This is a genomic window from Glycomyces dulcitolivorans (genome assembly GCF_003265355.1).
In the GTDB taxonomy this organism is placed as follows: domain Bacteria; phylum Actinomycetota; class Actinomycetes; order Mycobacteriales; family Micromonosporaceae; genus Glycomyces; species Glycomyces dulcitolivorans.
In genome coordinates this window covers 61,452-77,765 of sequence record NZ_QFRW01000054.1, presented here as the reverse complement: position 1 = coordinate 77,765, position 16,314 = coordinate 61,452, and the positions used below count along the sequence as shown (strand labels likewise).

Genomic DNA, 16,314 nt, shown 5'->3' with positions numbered 1-16,314 from the left:
TTGCTGAGCGCTCGTCAAAGGTTGACAATGAACCTTACCGCCTACAGCGATTGAGGGAAAGCATGGCAACAGCCGCCGACCAGGCGTCAGGTGTTTCCGAGCTCATCGGCGAACTGAGGCTGGCTGCATTGCCCGGATCGGTCGGTTCCGCCCGCGAGCTGGTGCGCAGTGTCCTCGGCGCCTGGGATCTCAGCCGGCCTCCGCAATTGATGGAGAACGCACAGCTGGTCGCTTCGGAGCTGGTGGCGCACGCGGTCGGAGCGCAACCGGAGTCGTCCCGGCGGTTGCAGACCTTCGTCGACTTCCACGGTCGCCGAGTGGGGATGATCGTGCTCAGGATGCGCATGGAACAGCGGAGCCTGCTGGTCGAGGTCTGGGACGACCTCGCCGAGCCGCCGGTGATCCCCGAGTCCCAGTCCGACGAGAACGAACTGACGGAGGTTCTCGCCGTCGGCGCGGTCAGCAAGGCCTGGGACTACTACCTCCCGGGATCGGGCGGACGGGTCGTCTGGGCGGAACTCCACCTTCCTCATTCGCTGTCGGTCGCGACCATGGGGGAGTCCTGACGCCGGTCCGATATCACCGCGGCTGAAATTCCCTCACGCGTGAGCCGGGCCGATGGAGCACTCCCCGAGTGCCTCGGCACCGAGTGGCCGCGGATGAGCCGTGCCAGTTCGGCCGAGCGGTCGGCGGAGGGGCCCTCCTTGCTCCAGGTCGCGCCGACCAGCAGATAGGAGTCCTCGGTCACGAACGACCTACCTGCGGCCGCCAGTTCGTCGATGTGCCTGCGCACTTTCGGCTCACTTGAATAGTCGCCGAACTCGATCGGTCGAGCGACCCAATGGACCAGCGAATAGTCGTGTGCCCGGGCCCATCGGAGGAGTCCCAGCGGATTCGCGAACGACGAGAGCATCAGGAGCACATGCGGAAAGCCCAATGCGATCGCGCGGCGGCTGATGTGGTCGCCGTGTTCGCCGCCCCAGAGATGAGGTAGTCGGATCTGGGGGTCGGGCGACGGCAGATACGGTGGATTGCTGATGAGGCAGCCGCGTGCAGGGAGGTCTGCCATGGCTTCGAAGAAGTCTCCGTGCGTGAGCCGGTAGCGATCCTCCAGTGCGTGATCCCGGATGTTGGAGCGGGCACTGCGAAACGAGGACTCGTCGATCTCGAATCCGTGCACATGGATCGAGGCTCCGACGCGGCGGAGCACGCCGCAGATCGTCTTCGCGGTACCCACCCCCAGCTCCACCATTCCGAAAGCGCTCCCATGAGAACGTTGTCTCCGCCGGATCAGGTCTTCGACGCACATGCCGTAGAACTCGGACTCCTCTTCGTCGTAGAAGGGGGTTGCCGACAAGGGGCCGCTCCTATTTCGCGGTGCCACGTGACGCGGGCACAGGTTGCTCGATGAGGTCGATCAGCTTCTGCATGGTCTGGTCCGCGAGACGGGCGTCGGACTCGACGGAATTCCAGCCGATGTGCGGCGTTACCACGGCGTTCGAGACGTCTCGATAATCGCTGTTCGTGGGCATCGGCTCGGTTGCGAGGACGTCGAGGAACGCCGTCGCCTGCGGGTGCCCGCGCAAGAAGTCGACCAGATCGCGATCGTGGATCAGGCCCCCGCGGGCGGTGTTCACGATGATCACATCGTCCTTGAGCATCCGGAGCGTCTCCTTCCGCAGGTAGCGCTCGGTCTTCTGGTTCAACGACAGATGGAGGGTGACGATGTCCGCTTGCTTGAGGATGCGACGGATGTCGTCGGACGGAGTACGGGAGTTGACGGTCTCGACCAGGAACCCCAAAGACTCGCACAACTCGCGGACGATCCTGCCCGTCGCGCCGTAGCCCAGGACCGCGACTACCCGTCGCGGAGCCTCCCGGCCCTGGAACGCGAGATAGTCCCACTCCCCGGTCCGCACGCTCTGCACGGCCGGGAGTATCCGGTTCAACCCCATGAGGATGAACGCCAACGTCTTCTCCGCCAGCGTCCGGGCCGAGTATCCGGGAAACCAGAAGACTCTGATGCCCGCCTCACCACAGGCCGACAGGTCCACGTGATCGATGCCGGCCGAACACGAGACGACTGCGCGCAGCGCGGGAAGCGACCCTACGGCCCTCCTGTCGATCGGCGTGAACGCGTTGATCAATGCGATCTCCGCGTTGTCCGCGCGCCGGATCACCTCGTCGATGGATCGATTCAACACATTCGATTCGAACACCTCTAGGTCGCATATCGCCGCCAGTCTCTCGATCTGCCGCGGTCGCAGGTTCGTCCTGCCCAGGATCTTCACTGACTTCATATGGATCTCCATTGCGATACGAACTCGTCGAGAACGGCGTGCTTCATGGTGAGCGGGTATGGATTGAACCGTTCGATGAGGCGTTTTGCCTTGAGCGCCCTGCGTCGCCATGTGCTCTTGTCCGGCTTGGGAATGACCTGCTGGAACCGCACCATGAACGACTCGACCGAGTCGTGTACGCACAGCAGCCCGAGCAGCTCCGCCTGGCCCTCGGTGATCGAGTCGGCGACTGCGGCGTTGTCGCTGTAGCAGAGTTCGTCGCCTATCTTGAGGAACGAGTAGCCGCCCGCTCTGGAGAAGATCCTGAAACCGGAGAGGCCGCTGTCTTCGGTGAACTGGGAGAAATCGTCCTCGTAGATCATCCGGACATCGATTCCCAGAATCTCGAACACGAACAGCAGCTTCACGAACTCATCGGATTTGAGGTCCCTCAAGGAGAATCCGACGATGCGTCGGGACCTGGTCCGGTAAACCCGGTTGCAGAGCGCTTGGTGCGCCAGATACATGAACCCCTCAGGCGAGTACCAGAAACCCATTTCCGAGCCCCGCGTCATGGCGTCGAATCGGTCGTACGGGTCGACGTAGTTCACATTGCTTCTGCTGTACCAGAGATCGGAGTTCTCCACGGGTCCGAACGGTGTGGGCATGACCTCCAGGCTCGCGAGGTTGCCGATCGTGAAAGGCAGATAGTCGGCGACGGGCAGTATGCGCAGTGTCCCTCCGCTCGCAGAGAAGGTCTGCGCGCAGAACAGGATCTCCCCAGGGCCCCGGTGCCCGGACATGGCGAACTCGCAGTACAGATCGAAGAACTCGGGTCGGGGGATCGAATTGAAGCTCCCGATGGTCAGAATGAACCGGTATCGCGGATTCGCCCTGATGAGCTCCCTGACCTGCGTCAGCGATGAAAGGTACTTGTCCGGCTTGCAGCAGACGAGACTTCCTTTCGGCAGCGGAAGGACGTCCCCGTCGGTGAGGTGCTGCGCCTGAGCGACGAGCGGATTCCAGGCCGCTTCACCGATGATGCCGATGCACCCGAGTGCCGTCATTCGTTTGCACCTCCCGGGTCGCGCCAGCCGTCGACGATGCCGTCGAGCCGTTCGAGAACACCGCGTCGGTGCACGGCCTCCCGCGCACCGAGCTCTCTGGAGATCTCCATTCGGGCCAATTCCTTCGTCAGTGAATCACTGCCGAGCAGAGAAGTCTCCCGTTCCTGGAGATATTCGATCGAACCGTGGAGATGATCGAGTGTCTCTGATATCTTCAGCGACTTGATCACCACTATCATCAATGCTCCGAGTAGGCCTGCAATCGTGACACTCGCACCGTATGCCCCCGCGTACTCGGAGAACTTGATGAGGCTTGAATCCGGAAGGACCGCCACCAGCGCGAACAGGAGCATTATGCAGCGCAGGCCCAGGCCGGTCCGGTAGACGCGCCGCGCTTTGCGTCGATGGCGCGCAATCTGATTCTCGATCCATTCGTCGGCGTGTTCAGTCGACACGGGTTTCCGCGACCGTCTGCCGCCGTTCGGGCCAGCCATCGGTGCCACTTTCCAGGACAGTTGAGAGGTGTCTGCCCTTACGGATATTTTCACAGCTCGCGAACTGTCCTCAAGGTCCCATACGTGCCGCTCAAGTGTCGGATACGCGACAGTGGCGGTTCCGTTCTCCCGCCAGACATCCTCGTAGCGATGCAGATGCTATGCGTAATGAGGCAATGTTATTGCAGCTCTTCATCTCCACGCCATCCCACGAACGACCGACAGCGTGGAGGACTCCAGGGACCGGCGAATGGCTTCGGGACGCCGGCCACTGCGGTGGCTCGTCACAGCGTCTTCAGCCCGCTGCTCACAGTTGGGTCGTGCGCGCGAGCTGCCGTTCCCGCAGCGCCGTGAACATCAGCTTCCGAGTCGGGGACTCCGCCAGGCCGCCATAGAGGGCTGCGGTGGTCGCGGCCGACACTGCGGAGCCGTCGACTCCGGAGATGCCGGCGGCGATGATGTCGAGCACCTCGTCGGCCGCCGCGGCCACGAGTTCGGGACCGGCGGTCTTGGCTCCGTTGGAGAAACCGCGTGCGATATCGCTGTCCTCGATGACGCGGCGAGCCACACACGTGTGCATCCGACGCCCGTACCCGATGCCCTCGATCCACGAATCGACCATGATCACGAGCTGCTGCGCCGACCGGTCCCAGAGCAGATCACCGTCGAGCAGCGCCGACAACGCCGGAAGCCGCTGCGAATGCGCGAGCGCCGACCGGAGGGTGGCCGTAGCGTCGTCCAGGGAGAAATAGCTGTAGGCCATCCATGAACCGTATCCGGCCCACAAGCCGAACCCGCACCCGCAGGGCCCGCCAATCAAGACGATCGCAACACTCGAAAGGCCCGGACCGAACGGCCGGGTCCTGCCGCCTTACAGCGATCATCGAAGCGTATGGGAACCTATACCCGCAGGTTAGGGCGGTGTCCGATGGCCTCAAACCTGGATGAACTGGTGAAAGACGGCTCTTCTCGGGTCAATCGCCGGACGGTGTTGATGCTTTCCCGACGGTCTCGACTGCGGCTCGGAGCCGCCTCTGCGCATCGATGAACCAGTCGATGAACTCCGGCCAGGCGTCAGTGTCCTCGATTGAACCAGGTCGGTAGTCGGCGATTCTGCTCGCCTTCCTGCCCTCGAGCGCCTCGAACTCGAGCGAACTACCGTAGTGGGTCTCCAGCGCTTCCCGGCGCTCGAGGAAGCGCTCGAAGCTCGTTGACGGCTCGATCTGCTCCCGGTTGTGCAGGTAGAGCTCGGAGCGCAGTGAGTCCCGGGTGAAACTCATCCCGTATTGCGTTCCACGAGGCGCCCCGGTCGAGAAGTCGATCCAGTTGACCGAGTTCCTACGACCGGGACGGCACCATCCATGACCACGCTGGCTGATCGCATTGGTCAGCTGTTCCCAGAACTCGAGGTAGAGCGGTCGCTTGCCCTCGCCGCGCTGCTGGGCCGCAGCGGTCGACCGGACACGTTTGCCCCAGTCATTCGGGGCCGCGACCACGTTGAACTGCAGCGCGGGAGCCGAGTCCCCGATGCGCCAGACACGGACGGCGACGCCGAAGAACCGGGTGTCGGAGTCGGTTCGCTCGTTGAGCCAGTCGAGTGCCCTGCGGTGCTCCTCGCGGAAGTTCCGCGCGATCCAGACGACGGCCGCCGCATCGGTCCCCGCAGCGTAGGTCAGTAGCTGGCCGAGGTGGCCGTGGTCGGTGTCGGCGAGCTGGTTCTCGATGATGACTCGATCTCCGGTGGCGGCATCAGTGCCGATGAGATCGAGCGAGAAGTCACCGACTGGGTGCTCTGCCTGCTCGAGTTCCAACTCCATGCCGAGCGCCTCGGCCAGTGCATCGGCGTTGTTCAATAGCCAAGGAGTGAAGTGATGAGCCTCGTGGTGCCAGATTTCGCGCAGATCGACCGCTTCAAGGCGGGCGACGAGGGGATCGCCGTTCATCGATCCAGATTAGCCTCGCCCACGGAACTCGACACGGCCCGCCAGGGAGGCTGCTCTGGAATCCACACACCGTCCGTCTGCTCAGTCTTGTTCTGAGGGTTGTACAGAGAGTGCGGATACGCTAACGTCCTTCATGTAGTGAGGGCGTTACGCAAAGTGGGGGGTAAGTCTGACGCCGTTCCTTCCCAAGGGAGGCAGCGTCATGACCGGAAGCGTTCGGGAAATCCTCGACCACATTCGAGTTGCGTCGCAGACCAACGCGGAACGCGGGAAACGTTTCGAGCAGCTCATGCTCGCCTTCTTCCGTACCGATCCGCAATGGCGGCAGCAGTTCTCCGAGGTGTGGATGTGGGCCGACTCCCCTCTCGCCGAAGACAACGCCACCGACACCGGTATCGATCTCGTAGCGCGAGAGGCCGGATCCGAAGAATTCTGCGCGATTCAGTGCAAGTTCTACGAGCCGGACAAGGTGATCCGCAAAGCCGACCTCGACTCCTTCTTCACGGCCTCGGGCAAGAAGGGCATCAACCGGCGGATCATCGTTTCCAGTACCGACAAATGGGGCCCGAACGCTGAGGCCGCCCTCGCGGGCCAGCAGGTCGAGGTGACCAGGGTCGGTATGTCCCAGCTCGACACGAGCCCGATCGATTGGAGCGAGGTCGCCTCCGAGCACGCGTGGGTCGCAGGTGAGCGTCTCGGGCCGCGCTATCTGCGCGCCAAGAAGGCGCCCATGCCGCACCAAGATGAAGCGATCGAAGCCGTGCTCGCTGGGTTCGAGACGCACGACCGTGGCCGTTTGACCATGGCCTGCGGCACCGGCAAGACCCTGACCTCGCTCAAGATCGCCGAACGGCTCGCCTCCGCACATGAAGATCCCATCAGCGTGCTGGTCCTGGTGCCGTCGATCGCCCTCCTGGCCCAGACCATGCGCGAATGGGTCTCCGAGGCAGAGGCCGCCCTGCGGCCCTTCGCGGTTTGCTCAGACTCGAAAGTCTCGAAGCAGCCCAAGCAGTCCGATTCAGGGGACCAGGCGGTTCACGACCTCGCCTTGCCCGCCACCACGGACGCGGTAAAACTCGCCGATCGGATCCGCGGTGGCGACTATGGGCCTGGAATGACCGCGGTCTTCTGCACATACCAGTCCCTGCCCGTCATCGCCGATGCTCAGGCTTTGGGTCTGGACGCCTTCGATCTCGTCATCTGCGACGAGGCGCATCGCACCACCGGCGCAATGCTCGCCGGGCGGGACGAGTCCAACTTCACCCGGATCCACGACTCGCAGTACATCGCTGCCGAGCGGCGCCTGTACATGACCGCGACGCCGCGGATCTTCACCGAGCCCGCCAAAGCGGACGCCCAGCGGGCGAGCGTCGAGCTCTGCTCGATGGACGACGAGGCGAGGTTCGGGCCCGAGTTCCACAAGCTGGGTTTCGGAGAGGCGGTCGGGGCCGGGCTGCTCGCGGACTACAAGGTCCTGGTGCTGAGCGTAGACGCAGGCTACGCGGCCAAGACCTTGCAGGTTGAACTCGCCGACGACAACATGGAGCTCAACGTCGCCGACGCCGCCAAGCTCATCGGCGTCTGGAACGGACTGCGCAAGCGCCTCGGACCCTCGATCGCGGAGAGCGGGTTCCGCGCAGATGAGGCGCCCATGCGACGGGCAGTCGCCTTCGCGCGGAACATAGCCGCGTCGAAGCACCTGGCCGAGGTGTTCTCACAGGTGACCGAGCGGCTCGGAGGGGCCTCCGAGGAGAGCCTCCGCTGCGAAGTGGAGCACGTCGACGGCACGATGAACGCGCTGGAGCGCGGCGGAGCGCTCGAGTGGCTGAAGTCCGACCCTGGTGAGGGAGCCGCCAGGATCCTCTCTAATGCCAGATGTCTGTCCGAGGGCGTGGACGTGCCGGCACTCGACGCGGTGCTGTTCCTGCACCCGCGCAACTCGGTCATCGACATCATCCAGGCCGTGGGCCGTGTAATGCGTCGGGCTCACGGAAAGGAGTACGGCTACATCATCCTGCCGGTCGCCGTACCGGAAGGCGTGCCCCCGAACGAGGCGCTCGATGACAACGAGCGCTACAGGGCCGTATGGCAGGTCCTCAACGCCCTCCGCTCCCATGACGACCGGTTCAACGCCGAAGTCAACCGCATCGGGCTCAACAAGTCCCGCTCCGAACGGATCCTGGCCGGGCACATCGCCGCCGACGACGACCCGAGCGACCTTGGCAGCCTTGTGCAGGCCGCTCGCAGCGGCATGGCATCGGTGGATGAGTGGCGTGATGCCATCTACGCACGGATTGTGCAGAAAGTCGGCACACGGGTCTATTGGAAGGAGTGGGCCAAGAAGATAGCGGCCATTGCGGGCGGCCACATGTCCCGTATAAGAAACGCACTTGAATTTCCGGGCAAGCGAATCGTGTTCAACACGTTCGTCGCAGCTTTGCGTTCGAACCTCAACCCCTCCGTCACCGAGGAGGACGCGATCGAGGTGCTTGCGCAGCATCTCATCACGAAGCCCGTGTTCGACGCACTCTTCGAGCAGTACCGGTTCGCCGCGCACAACCCTGTCTCCGAGGCCATGGAGACCGTGCTCGAAGCCTTGGACGACCAGGCTCTGGACACTGAGCGTGACACCCTCAAACGCTTCTACGAGCAGGTTCGGGTCAGCATCGAGGGCATCAACAACCCCGTGGGGCGTCAGAAGATTCTCCTGGAGCTCTACGAGCAGTTCTTCAAGAACGCCATGCCGGAAGTGTCCGATCGCCTCGGCATTGTCTACACGCCGGTCGAGGTCGTCGACTTCATTCTCCATCTCACCGACCAAGCCCTGCGGAAGTTCCTCGGCGCTTCGCTGAGCGACGAAGGGGTCCAGGTGATCGACCCGTTCGCAGGCACCGGCTCCTTCCTCGTCAGGCTTCTCCAATCAGGGCTCATCCGCACTGAGGACCTCGCGCGAAAGTACGGCAGTGAACTGCACGCCAACGAGATCGTCCTGCTCGCGTACTACATCGCCGCCATCAACGTCGAGGAGGCGTTCCACAGCAGGTCTCGGGAAGCGGAGTACCGGCCGTTCAACGGCATGGTTCTGACCGACACCTTCCAGCTCTACGAGGGCCGACCGGAGGCTTCGGACGGCGTGCTCGGCGGCAATACCGAGCGCGCGGTGCGGCAGCAGAGCGTCCGCATCATCGTCATCACTGGCAACCCGCCGTACTCCGTCGGCCAGAACAGCCAGAACGATGGCAACCAGAACCTGAAGTACCCCGGGCTTGACCAGCGCATCCGCGAAACATATGCAGCTAAGTCAACCGCCGTCAACAAGAACTCACTCTATGACTCGTACGTGCGGGCGCTGCGCTGGGCGAGTGACCGGATCGAGAACGACGGCGTGATCTGCCTCGTCCTGAACAGCGGGTTCATCGACGGGAACACCGCCGCTGGCCTGCGCCTCACACTCACCGAGGAGTTCGACGCGATCTACTGCTTCAACCTCCGAGGCAATCAACGGACCGCTGGCGAGACATCGAAGAAGGAGGGCGGCAAGATCTTCGGGTCGAGCAGTCGGGCAGGGATCGCGGTGCTTCTGCTCGTCAAAGGCGGCAACGCGGCTGAAGGCGAAGCGTGCCGTCTCTTCTACCGAGACATCGGCGACTACCACGACCGGAAACGCAAGTTGGAGATAGTGGCGAACGGAACCGACCTCATCAAGGCGAAAGGCTTGGACGCCCTCGGCTGGCAGCAGCTCGACCCGGGAGCTGAAGGCGACTGGATCAACGTAAGAGACAAGCGATTTCAGGGCTTCCGCGCGATGGGCGGCAAGAGTCAGGGGGCCGTGGCACCAATCTTCGAGACGCATACGAGCGGGCTCAAGACAGGACGAGACGCTTGGGCGTACAACTTCTCAAATGACGCTTTGATGGGCAATATGCTATCGATGGTCGATTTCTACAACAGTCGAGTGAACCGTCGGGCGCCAATCAACGAGGACAGTGAATCCGGGAGTGCAACCCTCGACCCCGCGAGCAAGCTTTCGACGGCTGGGGGTAACCGATTCAGCTGGAATGTATCCGACCGGAGCCGACTGCTTCGAGGAGTACGACTTCGAGCTGACAGCCAGCGTGTGTTCAAGGGGACTTACCGTCCGTTTGCCAAGCAGCATGTTTACCTCAGCGCTGACACGAGCGACCGCGTCTATCAGCTGGAACGTTTGTTTCCCGACCCAGGCCTTGGCAACGTTGGCTTCTATACAGTCGGCGCAGGGTCCGCAGTGCCGTTCTCGGTCCTGGCGAGCGATGCCGTACCCAACCTGCATGTGACCGGAGCGGGCAGCGGCGGACAGTTCTTCCCGCGTTTCACCTATCACGAGAACGCGATCGGCGGAACGCTGTTCGACCAGGAGTCTCCCCGGTACACACGAGAAGACAACATCACGGACACTGCGCTCAGGGACTACCGGAGGACCTACCGAGACGGCTCGATCTCGAAGGACGACATCTTCCACTACGTCTACGGCATCCTGCACTCGCCCATGTACCGGTCTGAGTTCGAAGCGGACCTGCGAAAGTCGCTTCCTCGCATTCCCAAAGTCGCGCAGTTCCACGAATTCGTCCGTTCGGGCAGCCAGCTCATGCGGCTGCACCTCGCCTACGAGGCGGTCGAACCGTACTCCGGCATCCGAGAGATCGTTGGCGAAACCAAGACGGCCAACCCTGCGGATCTCTATCGGGTTGACCGCAAGATGAGATTCGCGTCGAGGCAGGACCGCACCCGGGTCGTTTATAACTCCCACGTCACGCTCGCCGACATCCCGGAAGCCGCCTACCGCTACCAGATCGGATCCCGCTCGGCCGTCGAGTGGATCATGGACCGCTACTACGTTCGGACCGACAAGGCCAGCGGCATAGTCAACGACCCCAACGACTGGTCCGACGATCCGCGATACATCATCGACCTGCTCAAACGCGTCGTGACCGTGAGCATGGAGACCATGGCGATCGTGGACGCCCTCCCGCCCTTGGACATCCTGACGGATCAATGACCCGAATCCGATGTGCGACTAAAGAGCACGACCATTGCTTTCGCTGTACCACCCCGAGCAGTTGTCCGTGATACGTTGAATGGCTCCCATCGATTGGAACCCCTCATGTCCCAGTCAATGCCGAAGGGGCAGCAGCCTGCCTCGAGTCCGAACCTACGGCGCTGCGCCAAGTGCCGAGCTCAAGTCCGATCGTGGTCGCGGGTCACCTGCCCTCGGTGCGGATGGAGACTCCCGCGGGCTGAAGTCACCCGGGATCGGGTGCGGACGCCCTGCAAGGTCTGTGGCAGGACCGCGGCTTCAGGAAGTGACCGGTGCCGTCCGTGCGCGAACAGTTCCGCACCGAAAGCCGGCGGTTCTCCCGCAACTCGTCGAAGTCCGTATCGGTCCGCTGGAACGCAAGTCTGCGAACGCTGTAAGAAGCGCGCGAGAGCGGGACAGGGCATCTATTGCTCGGTTTGTACGGAACGGGTGCTGGCCGCAACGCGCTGTGAGCGCTGCAAGAAGCGAGCCAGAGCAGGACGGGCCGGCTACTGCTCAGCTTGCGCCGAACAGTTGCGGGCTGTAGTCCGGGTGAGTGTTCGCCAGCCGACGTCGAATCTCGGCAAGAGCGGTCGCTCGGGTACGAAGCGCGCGCGACCCGCTCCGTCTCTGGCTGTGACCGAGCCTGAACCCCGCAGTCATCGTCGCACCGAGGGGCCGATCCGGGCGCGTCGGACCACGACCGACCCGGAAAACGATCCCTGGTTGAAGAACGAGTTCGCCAAGGGAATGCGCGGCCGCCCCAGAGGGGACCTCTCCGAGTAGTGCCCCCAACCGAGATCGGCCTCGACGTTCAGCCTCGGCCTGGAGAAAGCAACACAATCGACGCCACAGGCGACGATCTCTGAACCACTGATCGAGAAAGGCGAACACCGGGCCGTGAATCGCGGCCCGGTGTTCGGTAAGGCTGATATCGGGCGGCGAGCGGACCAGGGCATATCGTGACGTAATCATCACCCCTCGTGAACGCGGCCGCCCCGTAGACACCGAGTTCCGCACCGCCCCAAGGGCGCCTCACCCCTCAGGAGACGCAATGCTCATCGTCACCATCGGCCCCGAGCGAGAACTCGACGAACCCGACGAACTCGGCAGGACCCGCACCGGCTACCGCGAGGGCATGAGCGACCGGGAACTCTACGAAGCGGCCCGAGGAAGCTGGAAACTCGGCGACAAGGCGGACAACGAACTGTTCGCCCTGGTCGGCCACGGCGGCGTTGTTCGCATGGCGATCGAGATCGACCGGCTGGTCACGACGGCTCCCGACAGGCGCGCCATCCAGGGGAACATCCTCCACTCCGGCGACGCCGTGTACGACCAGTACGTCGGCAAGCCGGTACCGGTCGAGTCCTACGGCCCGACCCGCTACTTCGACTCGCCCGTCGGCACCCGCGGATGCCGCTGCGGCTGCGGCGCCCAGCTCTCGACCGGCAAGTTCCTCTCCGGCCATGACGCGATCGCGCTCCATCAGCGCATCAAGCAGATCGGCACGACAGCCGACTTCCTCGTGTGGTTCGACAGCTTGGCCGAGCCGTTCACACGACCCGTGCAACGTCAGCGCCCCGCCGGACCGGACACCGACTGAGGTTCCGGCGTCGGGACCGCCGAAGAACCGTCTCTTGACTAAGCTCTAGAGCACTCGAACCAGAAGGACCTCACCCATGCCCGATGACTTCGACGGAGGCCTTCCTGCGGGCCTGCCGCCCGTGCTCGGCCGATACACCCTCCTGCGCGCGCTCGGCGCGGGCGCCATGGGCCGCGTCTACCTGGGCCAAGGCCCTGACGGCGAGCAGGTCGCCGTCAAGACCCTCAACACCGACGACGCCGAGCAGTGGCGCTTCACCCGCGAGGTCGCCGTCCTGCGCGGCGACTTCGGGGACGCCGTCGCCAAGTACTACGACGCCGACCTCACCGACACCCCGCCATGGATCGCCATGGAGTACCTCCCAGGGATGAACCTGCGCCAGCGCATCGAGCGCTTCGGGGCGCTCTCCGAACGCGTCACCGCCACCGTCGGTATGCGCCTCGCCGACGGTCTCGCAGGCCTGCACCGCAACGGGATCGCCCACCGCGACCTCAAACCGGCCAACATCATGATCCGCGACTCCGGCGACCCAGTCCTCATCGACTTCGGCCTCGCCTCCAGCGCCGACGACGCCCCCGCCACCGACCGTACCGCCTCCAGGATCGTCGTCGGCACCCCCCAATGGCAGGCCCCCGAGTACGCCCAGGGCGACAGGTCGAGCTTCTACCGCGCCGACCTCTACAGCCTCGGCGCGATCCTCACGTACGCCGCCACCGGCGTGCCCCCCACCAAGACCACCGAGTTCCTGAGCCTCAACGGCGTCACCGAACCCCTCGCGGCTGTCCTGCGCGCGCTCCTGAGCCAGGACCCGGCCAAACGCCCCGACGCGTCCGTCTGTGCCAAGCGCTTCGCCGTCCTCGCCGGCCAGGGCCGTACCCTCGGCCACTCGATCGCCGACATGGAAGCGGAACTTTCCAGCGGCGTGCAGCGTGAAAGAAGCGGCGCCCGCCGCGTCGCCCCGTCCGTACCCAACGCCAAGGCCGCGGCCGCGTACCTCCAGGACCTTTACTCCAAGACCAAGGACCTCGTTTGAGCACCGACCAGAGCTACGCCACCGGTTCCATCGTCCGCGTCCGCGACGAGGACTGGCTGGTCACTGACGTCGAGGAGACCAAACGGGACGGCCTGGCCCTCACCTGCACAGGCGCGAGCGCCCTCGTCGAAGGCGAGACTGCCGTTTTCCTCACCGACCTCGACCGGCCAACCGTCCTGCGCCCCGAGGACACCCGCTTCACCGACGACGACTCCTCCTACTTCACCGAAGCCCGCCTCTACCTCGAAGCGGTCATGCGCCGAGCACCCCTGCCCCGCTCCGAGAAAGGCCTCGCTCTCGCCGACCGGTTCCTCCTCGACGCCCTCGACTACCAGCAGCGCCCCGCCCAGATGGCCCTGTCGAACCTGCGCCCCCGACTGCTCATCGCCGACGTCGTGGGCCTCGGCAAGACCCTTGAGATCGGCCTGCTCCTCGCCGAACTCATCCGGCGCGGCCGCGGTGGACGCATCCTCGTCGTCGTCCCCCAGCAGATCCTCGACCAGTTCCAGCGCGAACTCTGGACCCGCTTCTCCATCCCCTTGCTGCGCATGGACACTGACGGCATCGCCCGCGTCCAGCAGCAGCTCCCCGCCGGACGCAACCCCTTCGAGTTCCACCAGCGCATCATCATCTCCGTCGACACGCTCAAAAGCGACCGCTACCGCCGCCACCTGGAGAAGGTCTCCTGGGACGCGGTCGTCTTCGACGAATCGCACAACCTCATCGGCGGCACCGGCGGCAACAGCCTCCGCAAGCAGCTCGCGCGCCTCGTCGCCACCACCACCGAAGCGCTCGTCTTCGCCTCCGCCACCCCTCACCCCGGCAAGGACCGCGCCTTCGCGGACCTCATCGACATGCTGGACCCCACCCGCATCGTCGACCGCGACCACATCACCCCCGAATCCATCTCGGACCTGGTGATCCGCAGAACCAAGGTCGACCCGGAAGTCAGCCAGGCCCTTTCTCGCCGTTCAGGCACCACCTGGGCCAAACGCGGTTCCGCCATTGGCATCGAGGTCGCCGCCACCGAAGCCGAAGAAGCCGTGTTCGCGGAGCTGACGGCCTCCTGGCTGCAACCCGAGCAGGTCCGCAAGGCGGACAGCCACCTGTTCTCCTACACGCTCCTGAAATCCTTCTTCTCATCCCCGCACGCGCTGGCCGCCACCGTCAAGGAGAGGCAGAACAAGGCCAAGCCCGAGGAGACGCAGAAGCTCCGGCGCCTCGCGGAGCTCAACGACAAGGTCACCGCGCCCGCGAAGCTCGCCGCGCTGCTCGACCACCTACGCGTCATCGGCATCGGGAAGAAGTCCGACGAGCGCGTAGTGATCTTCTCCGAACGCCACCAGACCCTCGACTGGCTCCAGGCCGAGATCCGGGCCGCCTTCGGCATGGACCCCGGGCTCGACAAGGACGCCAACACCGGCCAGGTGCGGACCCTGCGCGGCACCACCCCCGACAAGGAGGCCACCGAGATCGTCGAGGCATTCGGCCTGGGCGGCTCGGACCTGCGGGTGCTCGTCACCGGCGACATCGCCTCCGAGGGCGTCAACCTGCACCGCCAGTGCCACCAGCTCGTCCACTGGGACCTGCCGTGGAGCCTCATCCGCATCGAGCAGCGCAACGGCCGTATCGACCGCTACGGGCAGTCCCGTTCCCCCGAGTTCGCCGCGTTCATGCTCCGCTCGGCCGATTCGCCGAACATCGACGAGTCCCGGGTGGCGAAGGCCCTGGTGCGCAAGGAGGAATCCGCGGTCTCCACCCTCGGTTCGGTCGGGGCCGCCCTGGGCCACAACAACGCCGAGGTCGACGAGGACCGCCTCGTCCGCGTCCTCCTCGCCGAACGGCAGGACCCGGAGACGGCGGTCGAGACGCCCCCGCCGCCCGCGTTCGACCTCGGGAACCTGCTCATGGCCGACTTCAACCCGGTCGCCGAGACCCCGCCCCCGGCCAGGGCCACCCTTCCGAGCCTCTTCGGCGACACCGCCGCGTTCGTCCAAGCGGCCCTGGCGACTCCGGCCGTCCGCAAGGACCTCGGCGTCGCCCTCACCGACGACGGCGACACGCTCCTCACCGACCTCCCCGACGACCTCCTCCAGCGCATCACCCGGATCCTCCCGCCTCGGTACGTCAGGGACCAGGAGCTCACCAGGCGGATGTTCCTTACCAGCGACAAGAAACGCGCCCAGGCCAGCCTCGACCGCGCCGCGGACAAGGGCACCTCAGCCTGGCCCGACCTGTCCTTCCTCTCCGACCTGCACCCCGTGGTCGACTGGCTCACCGACCGGGCCATCCTGTCGATGGGCCGCGACCGGGCCCCCATCGTCTACGCGGACGTCCCCGGGCCCGTCTGGTGCATCCAAGGGCTGTATTCGAACACGATCAGCCAGTCCGCCGTCGTCGAGTGGATGGCCGTCTATCGCGACGAGCACGGGCATTTCCAAACGGACGACCTGGTCGCCGTGCTCCACAACCACGGCGTCAACGAGCGTCTCCAGAACCGCCGCCGCACCACCGACGCCGAGACCCTCGACCTGCTCCGAGCCGGCCTGCCCGAAGCCCTCGAAGCCGCCCGCACCCACCTCGACGTGGCCCGCGACGCCTGGCGCCGGGACCTCAAGGATGAGATCACCAAGGGGGAGAACCGGGTGACGCAATGGGAAGCGGGCGTCATCGCCGGACTCGAAGAGCTCATCGCCCGACGCAAAAGGGACGAGGAGAAGGCCCGCGACACGGCCCAGGCCCAGCGCGGCACTCTCCAAGCGCTCGACGTCAAGGGCGAACCCGTGTTCCGCGTGGTCGCCGCCCTCCTGCCCGCCCAGTCCGCCTAGCCCGCCAGCGAAGG

The 16,314-nt window shown here is 64.7% G+C and carries 11 protein-coding genes; 5 read left to right on the top strand and 6 right to left on the bottom strand.

What is annotated here, in order from left to right:
* The first annotated feature begins 62 nt into the window (after window positions 1-62).
* Window positions 63-566 carry an ATP-binding protein gene (locus DI269_RS03555; RefSeq protein WP_112133750.1) on the top strand — a complete coding sequence of 168 codons (504 nt, stop codon included), beginning with the start codon at window positions 63-65 and terminating at the stop codon, window positions 564-566.
* Here DI269_RS03555 and DI269_RS03550 read toward each other — a convergent pair.
* From DI269_RS03550 to DI269_RS03530, 6 genes are all read right to left on the bottom strand, one after another.
* On the bottom strand, window positions 530-1,357 hold the full coding sequence (locus DI269_RS03550) for a class I SAM-dependent methyltransferase (protein WP_112133749.1): 828 nt from the start codon (window positions 1,355-1,357) through the stop codon (window positions 530-532). The genes DI269_RS03555 and DI269_RS03550 overlap by 37 nt on opposite strands.
* Window positions 1,358-1,367: 10 nt before the next feature.
* Window positions 1,368-2,300, bottom strand: coding sequence for an NAD(P)-dependent oxidoreductase (locus DI269_RS03545; RefSeq protein WP_157974744.1), 933 nt, complete (start codon window positions 2,298-2,300; stop codon window positions 1,368-1,370).
* Window positions 2,297-3,346, bottom strand: a complete 1,050-nt coding sequence (locus DI269_RS26760) for a hypothetical protein (RefSeq protein WP_157974743.1) — start codon at window positions 3,344-3,346, stop codon at window positions 2,297-2,299. Before DI269_RS26760 ends, DI269_RS03545 begins: the two co-directional genes overlap by 4 nt.
* Window positions 3,343-3,801, bottom strand: coding sequence for a hypothetical protein (locus DI269_RS03540; protein ID WP_112133747.1), 459 nt, complete (start codon window positions 3,799-3,801; stop codon window positions 3,343-3,345). Before DI269_RS03540 ends, DI269_RS26760 begins: the two co-directional genes overlap by 4 nt.
* A 346-nt stretch (window positions 3,802-4,147) precedes the next feature.
* On the bottom strand, window positions 4,148-4,603 hold the full coding sequence (locus DI269_RS03535; protein ID WP_112133746.1) for a hypothetical protein: 456 nt from the start codon (window positions 4,601-4,603) through the stop codon (window positions 4,148-4,150).
* A 211-nt stretch (window positions 4,604-4,814) separates the two neighbouring features.
* Window positions 4,815-5,783, bottom strand: coding sequence for a DUF4268 domain-containing protein (locus DI269_RS03530; RefSeq protein WP_112133745.1), 969 nt, complete (start codon window positions 5,781-5,783; stop codon window positions 4,815-4,817).
* A gap of 202 nt (window positions 5,784-5,985) precedes the next feature.
* Here DI269_RS03530 and DI269_RS03525 point away from each other — a divergent pair, with 202 nt between their 5' ends.
* From DI269_RS03525 to DI269_RS03510, 4 genes are all read left to right on the top strand, one after another.
* Window positions 5,986-10,818: a DEAD/DEAH box helicase gene (locus DI269_RS03525; protein WP_112133744.1), complete on the top strand. Its 4,833-nt coding sequence runs from the start codon at window positions 5,986-5,988 to the stop codon at window positions 10,816-10,818.
* Between the two features lie 1,072 nt (window positions 10,819-11,890).
* The gene (locus DI269_RS03520) at window positions 11,891-12,439 is read left to right on the top strand and encodes a hypothetical protein (protein ID WP_198667108.1); all 549 of its coding nucleotides are present in this window, start codon (window positions 11,891-11,893) and stop codon (window positions 12,437-12,439) included.
* Between the two features lie 76 nt (window positions 12,440-12,515).
* Window positions 12,516-13,472, top strand: coding sequence for a serine/threonine-protein kinase (locus DI269_RS03515; protein ID WP_112133743.1), 957 nt, complete (start codon window positions 12,516-12,518; stop codon window positions 13,470-13,472).
* The gene (locus DI269_RS03510; protein ID WP_112133742.1) at window positions 13,469-16,300 is read left to right on the top strand and encodes a helicase-related protein; all 2,832 of its coding nucleotides are present in this window, start codon (window positions 13,469-13,471) and stop codon (window positions 16,298-16,300) included. The genes DI269_RS03515 and DI269_RS03510 overlap by 4 nt, the downstream gene beginning before the upstream one ends.
* Window positions 16,301-16,314 lie beyond the last annotated feature (14 nt).

Coding starts and splice junctions, on each gene's coding strand:
- DI269_RS03555 (WP_112133750.1), top strand. CDS start 63: ATGGCAACAGCCGCCGACCAGGCGTCAGGTGTTTCCGAGCTCATCGGC.
- DI269_RS03545 (WP_157974744.1), bottom strand. CDS start 2,300: ATGAAGTCAGTGAAGATCCTGGGCAGGACGAACCTGCGACCGCGGCAG.
- DI269_RS26760 (WP_157974743.1), bottom strand. CDS start 3,346: ATGACGGCACTCGGGTGCATCGGCATCATCGGTGAAGCGGCCTGGAAT.
- DI269_RS03535 (WP_112133746.1), bottom strand. CDS start 4,603: ATGGCCTACAGCTATTTCTCCCTGGACGACGCTACGGCCACCCTCCGG.
- DI269_RS03530 (WP_112133745.1), bottom strand. CDS start 5,783: ATGAACGGCGATCCCCTCGTCGCCCGCCTTGAAGCGGTCGATCTGCGC.
- DI269_RS03525 (WP_112133744.1), top strand. CDS start 5,986: ATGACCGGAAGCGTTCGGGAAATCCTCGACCACATTCGAGTTGCGTCG.
- DI269_RS03520 (WP_198667108.1), top strand. CDS start 11,891: ATGCTCATCGTCACCATCGGCCCCGAGCGAGAACTCGACGAACCCGAC.
- DI269_RS03515 (WP_112133743.1), top strand. CDS start 12,516: ATGCCCGATGACTTCGACGGAGGCCTTCCTGCGGGCCTGCCGCCCGTG.